General features: G+C 63.7%; 15 protein-coding genes. 5 read left to right on the top strand and 10 right to left on the bottom strand.

The genetic code is table 11. The features are described 5' to 3' along the window. Positions 1 to 44 precede the first annotated feature (44 nt). The gene (locus AC2FME_RS11245) at positions 45 to 1,067 is read left to right on the top strand and encodes an aspartate-semialdehyde dehydrogenase (RefSeq protein WP_496687765.1); all 1,023 of its coding nucleotides are present in this window, start codon (positions 45 to 47) and stop codon (positions 1,065 to 1,067) included. A gap of 158 nt (positions 1,068 to 1,225) precedes the next feature. Then, on the top strand, positions 1,226 to 2,143 hold the full coding sequence (locus tag AC2FME_RS11240) for an endonuclease/exonuclease/phosphatase family protein (protein ID WP_496800465.1): 918 nt from the start codon (positions 1,226 to 1,228) through the stop codon (positions 2,141 to 2,143). A gap of 41 nt (positions 2,144 to 2,184) precedes the next feature. Here the strand turns inward: AC2FME_RS11240 and AC2FME_RS11235 are convergent, their stop codons facing one another. Then, positions 2,185 to 2,835 (bottom strand): carbonic anhydrase, encoded by a 651-nt coding sequence (locus tag AC2FME_RS11235; protein ID WP_496681001.1) that lies wholly within the window; start codon positions 2,833 to 2,835, stop codon positions 2,185 to 2,187. Positions 2,836 to 2,977: 142 nt separating this feature from the next. On the opposite strand from AC2FME_RS11235, the gene AC2FME_RS11230 reads away from it, so the two are divergent. The 3 genes from AC2FME_RS11230 to AC2FME_RS11220 all read left to right on the top strand — a co-directional run bounded on the left by AC2FME_RS11230 (position 2,978) and on the right by AC2FME_RS11220 (position 5,548). Next, positions 2,978 to 3,367: a hypothetical protein gene (locus AC2FME_RS11230; protein WP_005979954.1), complete on the top strand. Its 390-nt coding sequence runs from the start codon at positions 2,978 to 2,980 to the stop codon at positions 3,365 to 3,367. 64 nt (positions 3,368 to 3,431) lie between these two features. After that, positions 3,432 to 4,814: a leucyl aminopeptidase family protein gene (locus tag AC2FME_RS11225; RefSeq protein WP_496800464.1), complete on the top strand. Its 1,383-nt coding sequence runs from the start codon at positions 3,432 to 3,434 to the stop codon at positions 4,812 to 4,814. After that, the gene (locus tag AC2FME_RS11220) at positions 4,811 to 5,548 is read left to right on the top strand and encodes a C40 family peptidase (RefSeq protein ID WP_496800463.1); all 738 of its coding nucleotides are present in this window, start codon (positions 4,811 to 4,813) and stop codon (positions 5,546 to 5,548) included. Before AC2FME_RS11225 ends, AC2FME_RS11220 begins: the two co-directional genes overlap by 4 nt. Here AC2FME_RS11220 and AC2FME_RS11215 read toward each other — a convergent pair. The 9 genes from AC2FME_RS11215 to AC2FME_RS11175 all read right to left on the bottom strand — a co-directional run bounded on the left by AC2FME_RS11215 (position 5,545) and on the right by AC2FME_RS11175 (position 14,438). Continuing rightward, positions 5,545 to 5,895, bottom strand: a complete 351-nt coding sequence (locus AC2FME_RS11215; protein WP_496681005.1) for a DUF2794 domain-containing protein — start codon at positions 5,893 to 5,895, stop codon at positions 5,545 to 5,547. The genes AC2FME_RS11220 and AC2FME_RS11215 overlap by 4 nt on opposite strands. A gap of 73 nt (positions 5,896 to 5,968) precedes the next feature. Then, complete coding sequence (locus tag AC2FME_RS11210; protein WP_496800462.1) at positions 5,969 to 7,636, bottom strand: ABC transporter permease; 1,668 nt, start codon at positions 7,634 to 7,636, stop codon at positions 5,969 to 5,971. A gap of 114 nt (positions 7,637 to 7,750) precedes the next feature. Beyond that, on the bottom strand, positions 7,751 to 8,968 hold the full coding sequence (locus AC2FME_RS11205; RefSeq protein WP_496742910.1) for a phenylacetate--CoA ligase family protein: 1,218 nt from the start codon (positions 8,966 to 8,968) through the stop codon (positions 7,751 to 7,753). 19 nt (positions 8,969 to 8,987) lie between these two features. Then, complete coding sequence (locus AC2FME_RS11200) at positions 8,988 to 9,821, bottom strand: ABC transporter ATP-binding protein (protein WP_490361275.1); 834 nt, start codon at positions 9,819 to 9,821, stop codon at positions 8,988 to 8,990. 83 nt (positions 9,822 to 9,904) lie between these two features. Continuing rightward, complete coding sequence (locus AC2FME_RS11195; protein ID WP_496800461.1) at positions 9,905 to 11,188, bottom strand: ABC transporter substrate-binding protein; 1,284 nt, start codon at positions 11,186 to 11,188, stop codon at positions 9,905 to 9,907. A gap of 71 nt (positions 11,189 to 11,259) precedes the next feature. Next, the gene (locus AC2FME_RS11190; RefSeq protein ID WP_005979938.1) at positions 11,260 to 12,336 is read right to left on the bottom strand and encodes a branched-chain amino acid ABC transporter permease; all 1,077 of its coding nucleotides are present in this window, start codon (positions 12,334 to 12,336) and stop codon (positions 11,260 to 11,262) included. A 3-nt stretch (positions 12,337 to 12,339) separates the two neighbouring features. Beyond that, on the bottom strand, positions 12,340 to 12,597 hold the full coding sequence (locus AC2FME_RS11185) for a hypothetical protein (protein WP_170443918.1): 258 nt from the start codon (positions 12,595 to 12,597) through the stop codon (positions 12,340 to 12,342). Between the two features lie 3 nt (positions 12,598 to 12,600). Continuing rightward, positions 12,601 to 13,587 (bottom strand): branched-chain amino acid ABC transporter permease, encoded by a 987-nt coding sequence (locus AC2FME_RS11180; RefSeq protein ID WP_170443916.1) that lies wholly within the window; start codon positions 13,585 to 13,587, stop codon positions 12,601 to 12,603. 29 nt (positions 13,588 to 13,616) lie between these two features. Further along, positions 13,617 to 14,438, bottom strand: a complete 822-nt coding sequence (locus AC2FME_RS11175) for an ATP-binding cassette domain-containing protein (protein ID WP_490361278.1) — start codon at positions 14,436 to 14,438, stop codon at positions 13,617 to 13,619. Positions 14,439 to 14,484: the final 46 nt, after the last annotated feature.

The following is a 14,484-nucleotide window of genomic DNA, read 5'->3' as shown; positions in this document are numbered from 1 at the left end:
GTTTCGCGGCTATGAACGCGCGTCCTTAATTCAGGAGACTAGACATGGGCTATCGCGTCGTTGTCGTCGGCGCCACGGGGAACGTGGGCCGCGAAATGCTGAACATCCTGGCCGAGCGCCAGTTCCCGGTTGACGAAATCGCCGCTCTGGCGAGCCGCCGTTCGCTGGGCACCGAGGTCAGCTTTGGCGACAAGACACTCAAGACCCAGGATCTGGACACGTTCGATTTCACCGGCTGGGACATGGCGCTGTTCGCCGTGGGGTCCGCCGCGACCAAGGATTACGCCCCCAAGGCGGCGGCCGCGGGCTGCGTGGTGATCGACAACTCGTCGCTCTATCGCTACGACCCCGAGATCCCGCTGATCGTTCCGGAAGTGAACCCGCAGGCAATCCACGACTACAAGAACAAGAACATCATCGCCAACCCCAACTGCTCGACCGCGCAGATGGTGGTGGCGCTGAAGCCGTTGCATGACCGCGCCAAGATCAAGCGCGTCGTGGTCTCGACCTATCAATCGGTCTCGGGCGCCGGCAAGGAGGGCATGGACGAGCTGTGGGACCAGACCAAGGCCGTCTACAACCCGATCAACGATGTGCCGCCGAAGAAGTTCACCAAGCAGATCGCTTTCAACGTCATTCCGCATATCGACGTCTTCATGGAAGACGGCTCGACCAAAGAAGAGTGGAAGATGGTCGCCGAAACCAAGAAGATCGTCGATCCGTCGATCAAGCTGACCGCCACCTGCGTGCGCGTGCCGGTCTTCGTGGGCCACTCCGAGGCGATCAACATCGAGTTCGAGGAATTCCTGGACGAGGACGAGGCCCGCGACATCCTGCGCGAGGCCCCCGGCCTGATGGTGATCGACAAGCGCGAGGACGGTGGATACGTCACGCCGGTCGAATGCGCGGGCGATTTCGCCACCTTCATCAGCCGCATCCGTCAGGATTCGACCGTGGAAAACGGCCTGAACCTGTGGTGCGTATCGGACAACCTGCGCAAGGGCGCAGCCCTGAACGCCGTCCAAATCGCCGAGCTGCTGGGCCGCGAGGTTCTGAAAAAGGGCTGACATCCGGCCCTGATGCAATTGCAAGGCCGCCTCCGCCGAGGCGGCCTTGCGTGTTTTCGGGACGGGCGCCCGTGGGCAGCCATTATTGTGGCAGCGGGTCTGGACGCGAGGCGGGTCAGAGCGCATATCCTGACCTGACCGTAGACCCGGGGCGTTGAATGCAGGCATTGACCGGAAAAGCCATCTTGCGGCGCTTGATTGCGTTGTGCGCCGCGCTGTTGGCGGGCATCGTCCTGATGGGATTCACCGGGCGCTATCTGGCCGTGGGGGATTCGCTGGCCTTGCTGCGCCCTCAGGCCGGGGCCTTGCTGATGGTCTGCGCCTTGGTGCTGGCGCTGGTCCGGGCCTGGCGGCTGGCTCTGGTCTCGATGGCGTTTTCACTGGTCGCCGCTGCATCGATCGCGCTGGGCTACGCGCCGGCCGACACCAGCTGTGACGACGGCTGCCTGACCTTCTATCAGAAGAACCTCATGCGGAAGGCATGGCCTCGATACGAGCTGGCCGAGGACATTATCGCATCCGGCGCCCGGATCGTGACGCTGCAGGAGGTCTCGAGCCACAACCGAAAATACATGCACACCCTGTTCGAGCACTACCCTACTGCGGTGTACTGCAGGTTTCGCCCCGAACAGAACGTGGCGGTTCTGACCGATCTGCCCGCCATCGACGGGTCGGACTTCTGCCTGTCAGGGTTGGGTGCGGCCGGGATCAAGGTGCTGACCCCGGACAACGGGCCGGTCTGGGTGGTCTCGATCCACATGCAGTGGCCGTTTCCGTATGACCAGTTCAACCAAAGCCGCAAAATCGCCGAATATATCGAAAACCTGGATGGCCCGGTTCTGGTCGGTGGCGATTTCAACATGGTGCCCTGGGGCGGCAGCGTGGCGCGAATCCGCTCGGCCACCGGCAACCGGAATTTCGGAATGGTGCTGAACACCCATTCCCTGGGCAGCTGGATGATGCCGATGCCCATCGACAACCTCCTTTTCCCCATGGGCACGACCGGCACGGTGCATCTCCGCCCCTATCTGGGGTCGGACCATCTGGGCATACTGGCGCGGATTCGCCTGCCCTGACCCGCCGGGTCGAATCGGCCGGGTGCGCGCGTACGCGCCGATCAGACCAAGGCGAACTTCTTCTCCTTGGGGTCGTAGAATTCCAGCGCGCCCTCGCCGATATCTGTCCACAGCCCGTGGATCGACATCTCGCCGGCTTTCACGGCGCTTTCGACGAAGGGAAAGGTCATCAGGTTCTCGAGCGAGGCGACGACCGCCTGCCGCTCGAACTGGCGGGCCTGTTCAGTACTGTCGTCAACATCGGCGACCAGATCGAACCGGGGCTTGAGGATGTCCATCCAGCGGCCGACAAAGCTTTCCTTGGCCTCCAACTGCGGAGCGTTGCCCTTGCACATGTCGATGCAGCCCTGCACGCCACCGCATTGCGAATGGCCCAGCACAATCAGATGCGCCACCTTCAGCGCCGTCACCGCATATTCGATCGCCGCGCTGGTGCCGTGGCGCTCGCCGTCGGGCTCGTAGGGCGGAACCAGGTTGGCGATGTTGCGGTGGATGAAGAACTCGCCCTGATCGGCGCCGAAGATCGAGGTGACATGCACCCGGCTGTCACAGCACGAAATCACCATGGCGCGCGGGCGTTGCCCCTCGGTTGCCAAGCGTCGGTACCAGGCCTGGTTCTCGGAATAGGTGGTGGCCTTCCAGCCGTGATACCGCTGAACCAGATAGCTCGGCAGAGGTTTGGCAAATTGCATTGGGCTGTCCCTGATAGTCTTTCTGGCGGCCGCTGTAACCCAAATTCAGGAAAAATTCGAGCGATTTTGCCGGTTGGCCTCAAGGAATTGCAAAGGTTCAGTGTGGCAGGGTCACCGGTGCCGTGGGGGCATGAAGATTGGGGTGAATGTGGTGGACAAGATTGTCACGCTTGAACAGAAGGAATCCGTCCGTCTGGACCCGGACTGCCTGAGCGGGCTGTACCGGCAGCTGGGCGACCAGAACGCGATGGACGTGCTGTGCCGCACGGTCGAGGAACTGGCCGTGCGTCTGTCGAATTGCGAGCGGCACTGGCGTCAGCGCAACTGGACCGACCTGCGCAAATGCGCCAGGTCTCTGATCGCGATCGCCGAACAGGTGGGCATGACCCTGCTGGCCCGTGTAGCCGCGGACGTGACCCGGGCCGTAGATGCGGGCGATGCGGTGGCCGCCGGCGCCACGCTTAACCGGCTGATCCGGGTGGGCGAACGGTCGCTGACCGCCGTGTGGGACCAGCAGGATCTTTCGATCTGACGGGGGTTGCGGGCGCCATACCTGTCGCTAGTCTGTGCACGAACCTGATCAGACCGAGGCGCCCATGACCCTGACATTCGCTTCCCCCGACCAACCGGCCACTGCGCTGCATGTCATCGACCAGGACGCACGCGATGGGTGGCTCGAAGCGCAGCCGCCGCAGGTTCAGGCCTGGGTGGCGGCGAACAAGTTCACCGGGGCGTTGGGGCAGGTGTTGCTGATCCCGGGTGCTGAAGGGGCGCCCGATCGTGCACTGGCCGGCTATGGCACCGCCGACCGGCGCGCGCGGGTTCGGTTCCCGCTGGCCGCCGCGGCCGAGGCGCTGCCCGAGGGCACCTATGCCATCGCTTCGGGCCTGCCCGCCGACCGCGCCGAGGTCGAGGCGCTAGGCTGGTTGCTGACCGGCTATGCCTTTGACCGATATGCCACGCAATCGGCCGCCAAGGCCAGGCTGGTCGCGCCGGACGGGGTGAACGCCGCGCGGGTCGAGATCATGGCCAATGCCGAGGCGCTGATCCGCGATCTGGTCAACACGCCCGCGGCCGACATGGGCCCCGATCAGCTGCAGGCCGCGGCCGAGGCGCTGGCCGGGGAGTTCGGCGCCCAGTGTTCGGTGACGCAGGGCGACGCGCTGCTGCAACGGAATTTCCCGATGATCCACGCCGTGGGCCGGGCCGCCGAACAGGCCCCGCGCCTAATCGAGATGACCTGGGGCACATCCGGCCCGAAACTGACCCTAGTCGGCAAAGGCGTCTGTTTCGACACCGGCGGGCTGGATCTTAAGCCCGCCGCCGCGATGGGTTTGATGAAAAAGGACATGGGCGGCGCGGCGAACGTGCTGGGGCTGGCGCGCATGATCATGGCGCTGGATCTGCCTCTGCAATTGCGTGTGCTGATCCCGGCGGTGGAAAACGCGGTGGCGGGCAACGCGTTCCGGCCGGGCGACATCCTGACCTCACGCAAGGGCCTGACGGTCGAGATCAACAACACCGATGCTGAAGGGCGGCTGGTGCTGGCCGATGCGCTGGCGCTGGCGGATGAGGGCGCGCCGGATCTGGTGATCTCGATGGCGACGCTGACCGGGGCGGCGCGGGTGGCGGTGGGGGCGGATCTGGCCCCGTTCTACACCAATGACGATGCCGCCGCGCAGGCCTTGGCGCAGGCCGCTGTTCAGGCGGCTGACCCGGTCTGGCGGATGCCGTTCCACACGCCCTACGAAACGTTGATCGAGCCGGGCATCGCCGATCTCGACAACGCGCCGGCGGGCGGGTTCGCCGGGTCGATCACCGCGGCGTTGTTCCTGCGGCGGTTCGTGGAAAACAGCCGGTACATGCATTTCGACATCTATTCCTGGCAAAAAGCCAAAGAGCCCGGCCGCAGCAAGGGCGGGTTGGGGCAAGGGCCGCGCGCCCTGCTGACCGCCCTGCCGGGGTTGCTGGGCCTGTGAACCGCGCGCGCGTCATCCGCCCCGTCGTGGACCTGCTGCGCAGCCCCAAGGGCTCGCGTGACCGGCAGCTGCTGTATGGCGACGGCCTTGACGTCACCGAACAGTCCGGCGGCTGGTACCGGGTGGTTTCCGACAAGGATGGGTATCAAGGCTGGCTGCGCGCGGACCAGCTGGGCCCGGATGCCCCGGCCACGCATTGGATCTGGGCCCCGGCGACCCATGCCTATTCCGAACCCGAAATCAAAAGCCCCGACCGGGTCAGCCTGAGCTTTGGCAGCCGGATCGTGGCGCTGTCGCAACAGGACCGCTTTGTCGAGACCGAGCTTGGGTTCATCCCCGCAGTGCATGTCAAACCGGTCGGAACACTGCTGAACGACCCGGTGGCGGTGGCCGAACTGTTTCTGGGCACGCCCTATCTGTGGGGTGGCAACAGCCGGTGGGGGCTGGATTGTTCGGGCCTGGTGCAGGCGGGGCTGCTGGCCTGCGGTGTGGCCTGCCCCGGCGACAGCGGCGATCAAGAGCGAGACCTGGGGACCGCATTGCCTCAAGGCTCCCCGGCGCAGCGTGGCGATCTGCTGTTTTGGAAAGGCCATGTGGCCTGGGTGTCCGGTGACAACCTGCTGCTGCATGCCAATGCCCACCACATGGCCGTGGTATTCGAGCCGATGGATCAGGCCATCGCCCGGATCGAGGCCCAGGGCGACGGGCCGGTCACGGCGCACAAGCGGCTCTAATCCGGGTCGACCGAGCGGATCAGCTTGCGCTCAAGCACCCGCAGGACGGCGCGCAGGTCGTGCCCGCGTTTCAGGATGCGTCCGTCCATGCCCACCACCGAGAACATGCCCTGTTTCTGCCGCAGACGCGGGTGTTTCTCGATGCGGTAGATCGGGTGTTCGGCGGTGCGCCGGAAGACCGAAAAGATCGCCACGTCGCGCAGGTTGGATATTCCGTAATCGCGCCATTCTCCGGCGGCGACCATCCGTCCATAGACGGAAAGAATCAATGACATCTCTTGCCGGTTGAAGGCCACCGGCATCTGGGTCGGCCCTGCAGGGTTCCGGCTGGGAGGCTGCATGTTCATGTCTTCAGCCTTGCCGGAAACGGAGATCAGATCAAGTCTGTCACGACAGGGTGTGGTATTTTTGAACCGCCGGTCAGGGCTTGCGACCCACCTGGCGGCAGATCAGGATCACCGGCAGCAGCCCCACGGCCAGGATCACCAGCGACGGAACGGCGGCGCCCTCCAACCGTTCGTCCGAGGCCAGCCGATAGGCCTGCACCGCCAGCGTATCAAAGTTGAACGGCCGCATGATCAGCGTGGCCGGCAGTTCCTTCATCACGTCCACGAACACGATCAGCAGCGCCGTCAGCAACGACGGCGTGAGGATCGGCAGATGCACCCGCCTCAACGTGCCCAATGGTGTCTGCCCCAAGGACCGGGCAGCGGCGTCCATATTTGCATGCACCGTGCTCTGGCCACTTTCATAGGCGCTGAGCGCGGCGGCCAAAAAGCGCACCATGTAGGCCGCCACCAACAGCCAGATCGAGCCGGTGACCAGCAACCCGGTCGACACGCCGAAGGACTGCCGCATCCAGGCGTCCAGCGCATTGTCGAATCCAGCAAAGGGCACAATCAGCCCCACCGCGATGACCCCGCCCGGCACGGCGTAGCCCAACCGCGCCACATAGGCCGCCATGGCCGAGCCGCGCCCGGGCCGCAGCCGTTGATAGAACCCCACGCAGACCGCCGCGCAGACGGTGATCACCGCCGCCGTTCCCGCCAGCGTCAGAGAATTGCGAATGAACCCCAGATAGCGGGCCGACAGCAGGTCCTGTTCGGACTCCAGCCCCATCTGCACCAGAACGACGACCGGCAACAGAAACCCCAAAAGAACCGGGATGGCACACAGGACCCACGCCGCCACGGCCTGCCAACCGGACAATTGCGCCGCCGGCAAGGCCGAATGGCGTTTGCCCGGCTGGTAGTATTTGGCTTTGCCGCGCTGGGTGCGCTCGGTCACGGCCATCACCAGCGCAAAGGCCAGAAGGCACAGCGCCAGCTGCGCTGCCGCCGCGCGGTCGGCCATCGAAAACCAGCTAGTATAGATGCCGGTGGCAAAGGTCTGAACCCCGAAATAGGCGACCGTGCCGAAATCGGCGATGGTCTCCATCACCGCCAGCAGTACGCCTCCGGCGATGGCGGGTCGCGCCATCGGCAGCGAGACACGCCAGAAGGCCGACCACGGGCTGCTGCCCAGCGCCCGCGCCGCCAGAAAGGCGGTGGCGCTTTGTTGCAGAAAGGCCGCGCGGGCCAACAGATAGACATAGGGGTACAGCACCAGGATCAGCATGACTGCCGCACCCTCGGTCGAGCGGATCTCGGGGAACCAATAGTCGCGCGGGCCCCAGCCGGTCACCTGGCGCAGCGTGGTCTGAACGATGCCGGGGTGATCGAGGATGAAGGTATAGGCATAGGCCAGCACATAGGCCGGAAAGGCCAGCGGCAGCACCAGTGCCACTTCGAACAGGCGTACCCCGGGAAAACGGGTCATGGTGACCAGCCACGCGGCCCCGACCCCGATGGCGAAGGTGCCGGCCGAGACCAGAACCACCAGAATAGCCGTGGTGGTGGCATAGCCGGGCAGGACCGTGTCCAGCAGATGCCGGATCGTGTCGGTACCGCCGGTGACGGCCGCCAGCACCACGGCGACCATCGGCAACAGGCAGGTTGCCGCCACCAGATAGGCCAAGGCCCCGACGAACCGCGTGCCCAAGGCCCCGCGGTTGCGCGATCCATGTTCTGAAAATTCGATCTGGGCCATGGCCTCGGGTCGACAAAGGTTGCGGTTCCCCTTTAATCGACCAAAAAACTCGGAAACGCCAGTGGGCAGGCACAGGATTCTGCGGCGTAATTGGCCGCAGAATCCAGGGCCGGATCAATCGTAGACGCGCTGATCCTCGATCACCAGCCCGTCCTTGGGCAGCGAGCCGGGCGGCACCACCTGAACCGCACCCTTCAACTTGAGCACTTCGACCACAGATTTGGCATAGGTATCGGCATCGCCGCCTGGGCTTTCGATCTGAACGGTCATCGTGTCCATCTCGCCCTGCCGGGCGGCGATCACGCGGGCCTTGACGATCTCGTCATGCTTGGCGACTAGCGCGGCCACCTGTTCGGGGCGCACGAACATGCCCTTGATCTTGGTGGTCTGGTCGGCACGCCCCATCCAGCCCTTGATGCGCAGGTTGGTGCGACCACAGGGCGACCGCCCGGGCAACACCGCCGACAGATCACCGGTGGCAAAGCGGATCAGGGGATAGTCGGGGTTGAGGGAGGTCACCACGACCTCGCCGACCTCGCCTTCCGCCACCGGTGTTCCGGTACCGGGGGTCACGATTTCGACGATGACATGCTCGTCGATGATCATGCCCTCCATCGCGGCGCTTTCATAGGCGATATTGCCCAGATCGGCCGTGGCATAGCACTGCAGACAGGAGATGCCCCGATCGGCATAGGCCTGGCGCAGGCTGGGGAACAGAGCCCCGCCGCCCACGACGGCCTTCGAGAAGTTCAGCGAAACGCCCATCTCGTCGGCCTTGTCCAAGATCACCTTCAGGTAATCGGGCGTGCCGGCATAGGCGGTGCAGCCCACGTCGCGCGCGGCGGTCACCTGAAGTTCGGTCTGGCCGGTGCCGGCGGGCAGCACGGCTGCGCCCACGGCACGGGCGCCGTTTTCAAAGATCATGCCCGCGGGTGTCAGGTGATAGCCAAAACAGTTCTGCACGATATCGCCCTGGCCCACGCCCGCCGCATGCAGGAACCGGCCCATGCGCCACCAGTCGTGATCGACTCCGCCGGGTTCATAGATCGGCCCCGGCGACTGGAACACATGGGCAAAGCCATGCGCAGGCTTGACGGTAAAGCCACCAAAGGGCGGGTGCTGACCCTGCGCCTTGGTCAGGTCGGACTTGCGCAGAACCGGCAGCCTGGGCAGATCGGCGATGGTCTGGATCGCATCCAGATCGACATCGGCGAAATGGGCCGCGAAACCGGGCGCGGATTTCGCCCGCGCCAACTGTTCGCGCAGACCGGCCGATTGCTCGGCGGCGCGCTGGTCGGCCGAACGGGTTTCCAGAGCATCGTAGAATGTCATCGCCAGATCCTCCATCCGCTCACAGCCACCTTTTGCGGCGACGATAGGACCGCACGTCGCGGAAGCTCTTGCGGCCTTCGTCGGACATGCCGAGGTAGAATTCCTTGACGTCCGGGTTCTCGCGCAGCTCGGCGGCGGGGCCGTCCATCACCACGCGTCCCGATTCAAGGATGTATCCGTAATGGGCAAAGCGCAGCGCCACGTTGGTGTTCTGCTCGGCCAGCAGGAAGGACACGCCTTCCTGTTCGTTCAGGTCCTTCACGATGGTGAAGATCTCCTCGACCAGCTGCGGCGCAAGGCCCATCGAGGGCTCGTCCAGCAGGATGGTTTCCGGGCGGGACATCAGCGCGCGGCCCATGGCCACCATCTGTTGTTCCCCGCCCGAGGTATAGCCCGCCTGGCTGCGGCGCCGCTCTTTCAGGCGGGGGAAATAGTTGTAGACCATCTCGAGGTCCTGCTGGATGGCGGCCTTGCCGTCCTTGCGGGTATAGGCCCCGGTCAGCAGGTTTTCCTCGACAGTCAGGTGTTCGAAACAGTGGCGGCCTTCCATCACCTGGATGACGCCCTTCTGCACCAGATCGGCCGGGTCGCGCTCGTGCACGTTCTGGCCGCGATACTTGATCGAGCCTTTGGTCACCTCACCACGCTCGGATTTCAGCAGGTTCGACACCGCCTTGAGCGTCGTCGTCTTGCCGGCCCCGTTGCCGCCCAGAAGCGCGGTGATCCCGCCCTTGGGCACGGTCAGGCTGACGCCCTTCAGCACGAGGATCACGTGGTTGTAGATCACCTCGATATTGTTGACCTCAAGCAGGGTTTCCGCCTGCACGTCAGTGGTTTGTGCCGCATCCAGCATCAGCGCGTGTCCTCATGCCTGCCCCGTTCGGGGCTTGTCCGGTTCGGGGCGGCGGTCAGCCGCCGCCCCGGTGTTCGTGCCGCTCAGTTGCAGCGCGATTCGATGTTGTTCTCGGCGGCATAAGCGGCCGAGTCTTCCTCGATCAGCGCACCGATCACGTCGCCATCGGTCGGCTTGAAGTCCGAGATCAGCGACCAAGTCTTGGTGTCCGCATCCCACTGGGTCACACCCACCATTCCGTTGCCGCCGTGGTTTTCACAGCTCACGGTGAAGGTCGGGCCGAAATTCGGCAGTCCCAGTTCGGCCATCTTTTCTTCGGTCATCTCAAGCGCTTCCATACCGGCCCGCATGTCGGCACCGGTGATGTCGGCCTTGCCCGAGATTTCCTGTGCCTTCTTGGCGGCTTCGGCGGCCAGCATCGCAGCATAGAGACCGCGGTTGTACAGGACCGTACCGACCTGATCGCCGGCGCCAGCGGCCTTGCCAGCGTCGATGACGTATTTCTGCAGGTCGTCATACAGCGGATAGTCCGAGCCGACGTTGTGGAAGGTCAGCGCCTTGTAGCCATTCGCGGCCGCACCGGCGGGCATCACGTCATGTTCAGCGCCCGACCACCAGATGCCGATGAAGTTCTCCATCGGGAACCGGATGTTCGCGGCTTCCTGGATGGCCACCTGGTTCATCACGCCCCAGCCCCACATCAGGACATAATCGGGACGATCGCGGCGGATCTGCAGCCACTGCGATTTCTGCTCCTGGCCGGGGTGGTCGACCGGCAGGGCCACCAGCTCGAAGCCATGCTTCTTGGACAGCTCTTCCAGCGTGCGGATCGGCTCCTTGCCGTAGGCCGAGTTGTGATAGACCAGCGCGATCTTCTTGCCGCTCAGATCACCGCCGTTTTCCTCGAGCAGATAGTTGACCGCACCCGAGGCACCGTCCCAGTAGTTGGCCGGGTAGTTGAACGTGTGGCTGAACACCTTGCCGTTCTTGGCCGAGGTGCGGCCATATCCCATAGTGTGCATCGGGATGTCGTCAGCGGTGGTTTTCGGGATCAGCTGATAGGTGATACCGGTCGACAGCGGCTGATACACCAGCGCACCTTCGCCCTTGGTCGATTCATAGCATTCCACACCCTTCTCGGTGTTGTAGCCGGTTTCGCACTCGATGACCTTGGCCGGAACACCACCGATGCCGCCGTCCCGCTCGTTGAGCAGAGTGAAATAGTCCGCGTAGCCATCCGCGAAGGGGATGCCGCCCGCGGCGTAAGGCCCGGTGCGGTAGCTGAGCGACGGGAACACGAGGTCGGCCATTGCCGGACCTGCGGCCATCAGCGCACCCAGCGCCATTGTTGCCAGTTTCTTGTTCATCGGGTGTCTCCTCCCTTGGTTTGTCCGATGTTGGTTCGGGCTTTGCGCCCCTTTCTTGATTGGGCCGGTCCCTAGTGCGGGAAAGGCCAGAGTCTCAATTTCTCCTTCGCGACGCGCCACAGCTGCGCCAGACCGTGCGGTTCGAGGATAAGGAACAGGATGATCAGCCCGCCCACGATCACCAGCTGCAGATGCGCAACGATATCGGTGGGCCAGCCCAGCATGTCCGCTCCCACGACCTTGAGCACCACTGGCAGCAGGACCAGGAAGGCCGCGCCGGCAAAGGATCCGAAGATCGAGCCCAGCCCGCCGATGATGACCATGAACAGCACCAGGAAGGATTTCTGGATGCCGAAGGCCTCGCCCACCTCGACCGCGCCCAGGTAGATGGCGAAGAACAGCGCCCCCGACACGCCCACGAAGAACGAGCTGACGGCAAAGGCGCTGAGCTTGGCGCGCAGCGGGTTCACACCGATGATTTCCGCTGCGATATCCATGTCGCGGATCGCCATCCAGGTGCGCCCGGTGGTGCCGCGGGTCAGGTTGCGGGCGATGATCGCGCAGGCGGTCAGGAAGATCAGGCAGAACAGATAGGTCGCCCAGGCCGGCGCGTTGGGGCCGGTGATGATGATGCCGAACACGTCACGTTCCGGCGCGTTGATCTGCCCCGAGGCCGAATAGTTGTAGAACCATGGCACCCGGTTGAACAGCCACACCAGAAAGAACTGCGCTGCCAGCGTCGCCACCGCCAGATAGAACCCCTTGATCCGCAGGCTGGGCAGGCCGAACAGCACGCCCACGATGGCAGTGATGCCGCCGGCCAGGATCACATGGATGAACATCGACACGTCGGGAAAGGCGGTCATCAGCTTGTAGCAGGCATAGGCGCCCACGGCCATGAACCCCCCGGTGCCCAAGGAAACCTGCCCGCAATAGCCCACAAGAATGTTCAGCCCGATCGCCGCGATCGCATAGATCAGGAAGGGCAGCAGCAGCGCGTTGGCCCAATAGTCGTTGATGATGAACGGAATTATCCCGAACGCCACCGCCAGCACCACATAATACCGATACCGGTCGAACTTGATCGGGAAAGTCTGGTTGTCGTCCCTGTAGGAGGTCTTGAAGTCTCCTGCCTCACGATAGAACATGTCTTACTTTCCCCATTGTTCCTGCGCCCGGTTGCGGGCTTCGACGTCCAGTTGGTTGGACCGTTTGGCATATCCGCTCGCCTCCGAGGCGCGCACCAGTTTCATGTAAGCCAGAACGCCCATGACCAGCCCGGCAAAGGCCAAAAGCGCGGCCACGGTCAGCTGATTGGCGGTCAGATCGTCCGAGGTTAGGGCGATGTACCCAAAGGCCCAGAACCCCGCCCACGCGATCACGTTGATGATGGCGATCAGCTTGGTCATGGCCTACACCCTTTCGATGATCTTCTCGCCGAACAGGCCCTGCGGCCGGAACACCAGGAAGATCAACGCCAGCACGTAGGCGAACCAGTTCTCGGTCGCGCCACCCACCAGCGGGCCCACGGCGAACTCGAACAGCTTCTCGCCCACACCGATAATCAGCCCGCCGACGATGGCGCCGGGGATCGAAGTGAACCCACCCAGCATCAGAACCGGCAATGCCTTGAGCGCGATCAGCGACAGCGAGAACTGCACGCCCGACTTGGTGCCCCACATGATGCCCGCGACCAGCGCCACGAACCCGGCCACCGACCAGACCATGATCCAGATGAAGTTCAGCGAGATACCGACCGACAGTGCGGCCTGGTGGTCGTCGGCCACGGCCCGCATGGCCCGGCCCTGCTTGGTGTACTGGCTGAACGCAACCAGTGCCGCCACCAGAAGCGCCGCGATGACCGTCGCCACGATGTCCAGATTGTCGATGAAGAAGCCGTAGCCGAAGATGTTGTAGGTGGTCTCGTCGATCCACAGGTTGATGCCCTGCGGCAGACCCACGTCCAGTGTCTTGATCTCGGACCCCCACATCAGGTCGGCCACGCCTTCCAGGAAATAGGCAAGGCCGATCGTGGCCATGAACAGGATGATCGGCTCCTGCCCGACCAGGTGGCGCATGACAAAGCGCTGCACCGCCCAGGCCAGCAACACCATTACCGCCATCGTCAGAATGATCGCCAGAAACGCCGGAACGGTCCAGCCGAACGTATAGACATGCGTGCCGAAAATGGCGTTGATCAGATGGGCAAAGGGCACCTGCCCGTTCATGATCCCCACCAGCGTCATCGCCGCAAACAGGGCCATAACCCCCTGGGCATAATTGAAGATCCCAGACGCCTTGTAGATCAGAACAAAGCCCAGCGCGACCAGCGCATACAGCACCCCGGCCATGAGGCCGTTCAGAAAGACCTCCATCGCGAAAATCAACTGATCAGGCATCTGCGCCTCCCCTCAATTCTGTACGGTGCTCAGTCATGGCTGACCCCCAGATAGGCGTCGATGACTTCCTGGTTGTTGCGCACCTCGTCCGGCGTGCCGTCCCCGATCTTCTTGCCGTAATCCATCACGACCACGCGGTCGCTCAAGTCCATCACCACGCCCATGTCATGCTCGATCAGGGCAATGGTCGTGCCGAATTCGTCGTTCACATCCAGGATAAAGCGGCTCATGTCCTCTTTTTCCTCGACGTTCATGCCCGCCATCGGCTCGTCCAGCAGCAGCAGCTTGGGTTCGGCGGCCAGTGCGCGGGCCAACTCGACGCGTTTCTTCAGGCCATAGGGCAGCCGCGCCACCGGTGTCTTGCGGATGTGCTGGATTTCCAGAAAGTCGATGATCTTTTCCACCGCCTCGCGGTTTTCCACCTCTTCCGCCTCGGCCTTGCCGCGCCAGATCGCCTGCTGCACGATGTTGGTCTTCATGAAATTCAGGCGGCCTGTCATCACGTTGTCCAGAACGCTCATGCCTTCAAACAGGGCGATGTTCTGAAAGGTCCGGGCGATGCCCTGCCGGGCCACCTCATAGGGTTTCATCGGCGGGCGCTTCGCCCCGTGGAACCAGACCTCGCCCTCCTGCGGGACGTAGAAGCCGGAAATCACGTTCAGCATCGAGGACTTGCCCGCACCGTTGGGCCCGATGATCGCGCGGATCTCGCCCTGGCGAATGTCGAACGAGATGTCCTTGATAGCCACCACGCCGCCGAACCGCAGGGTGATGTTCTTCATCTCCATCACCACGCCGCCAATCTTGCGGCCATCCTCGGTGACATATCCGTCGTCGGATGCATCCAGCATCGTCTACTCCTCAAACTGCGGGTGAACGGGACGGCGGGCGGGGCGA

It is taken from the genome of Ruegeria sp. BHSC026 (genome assembly GCF_059613065.1).
This window is presented reverse-complemented; position numbering and strand designations above follow the sequence as displayed.

What these genes read in the sequence shown, in the direction of transcription:
- AC2FME_RS11245 (WP_496687765.1), top strand. Translation starts at nt 45, where the DNA reads ATGGGCTATCGCGTCGTTGTCGTCGGCGCCACGGGGAACGTGGGCCGC.
- AC2FME_RS11240 (WP_496800465.1), top strand. Translation starts at nt 1,226, where the DNA reads ATGCAGGCATTGACCGGAAAAGCCATCTTGCGGCGCTTGATTGCGTTG.
- AC2FME_RS11235 (WP_496681001.1), bottom strand. Translation starts at nt 2,835, where the DNA reads ATGCAATTTGCCAAACCTCTGCCGAGCTATCTGGTTCAGCGGTATCAC.
- AC2FME_RS11225 (WP_496800464.1), top strand. Translation starts at nt 3,432, where the DNA reads ATGACCCTGACATTCGCTTCCCCCGACCAACCGGCCACTGCGCTGCAT.
- AC2FME_RS11215 (WP_496681005.1), bottom strand. Translation starts at nt 5,895, where the DNA reads ATGAACATGCAGCCTCCCAGCCGGAACCCTGCAGGGCCGACCCAGATG.
- AC2FME_RS11210 (WP_496800462.1), bottom strand. Translation starts at nt 7,636, where the DNA reads ATGGCCCAGATCGAATTTTCAGAACATGGATCGCGCAACCGCGGGGCC.
- AC2FME_RS11205 (WP_496742910.1), bottom strand. Translation starts at nt 8,968, where the DNA reads ATGACATTCTACGATGCTCTGGAAACCCGTTCGGCCGACCAGCGCGCC.
- AC2FME_RS11200 (WP_490361275.1), bottom strand. Translation starts at nt 9,821, where the DNA reads ATGCTGGATGCGGCACAAACCACTGACGTGCAGGCGGAAACCCTGCTT.
- AC2FME_RS11195 (WP_496800461.1), bottom strand. Translation starts at nt 11,188, where the DNA reads ATGAACAAGAAACTGGCAACAATGGCGCTGGGTGCGCTGATGGCCGCA.
- AC2FME_RS11190 (WP_005979938.1), bottom strand. Translation starts at nt 12,336, where the DNA reads ATGTTCTATCGTGAGGCAGGAGACTTCAAGACCTCCTACAGGGACGAC.
- AC2FME_RS11185 (WP_170443918.1), bottom strand. Translation starts at nt 12,597, where the DNA reads ATGACCAAGCTGATCGCCATCATCAACGTGATCGCGTGGGCGGGGTTC.
- AC2FME_RS11180 (WP_170443916.1), bottom strand. Translation starts at nt 13,587, where the DNA reads ATGCCTGATCAGTTGATTTTCGCGATGGAGGTCTTTCTGAACGGCCTC.
- AC2FME_RS11175 (WP_490361278.1), bottom strand. Translation starts at nt 14,438, where the DNA reads ATGCTGGATGCATCCGACGACGGATATGTCACCGAGGATGGCCGCAAG.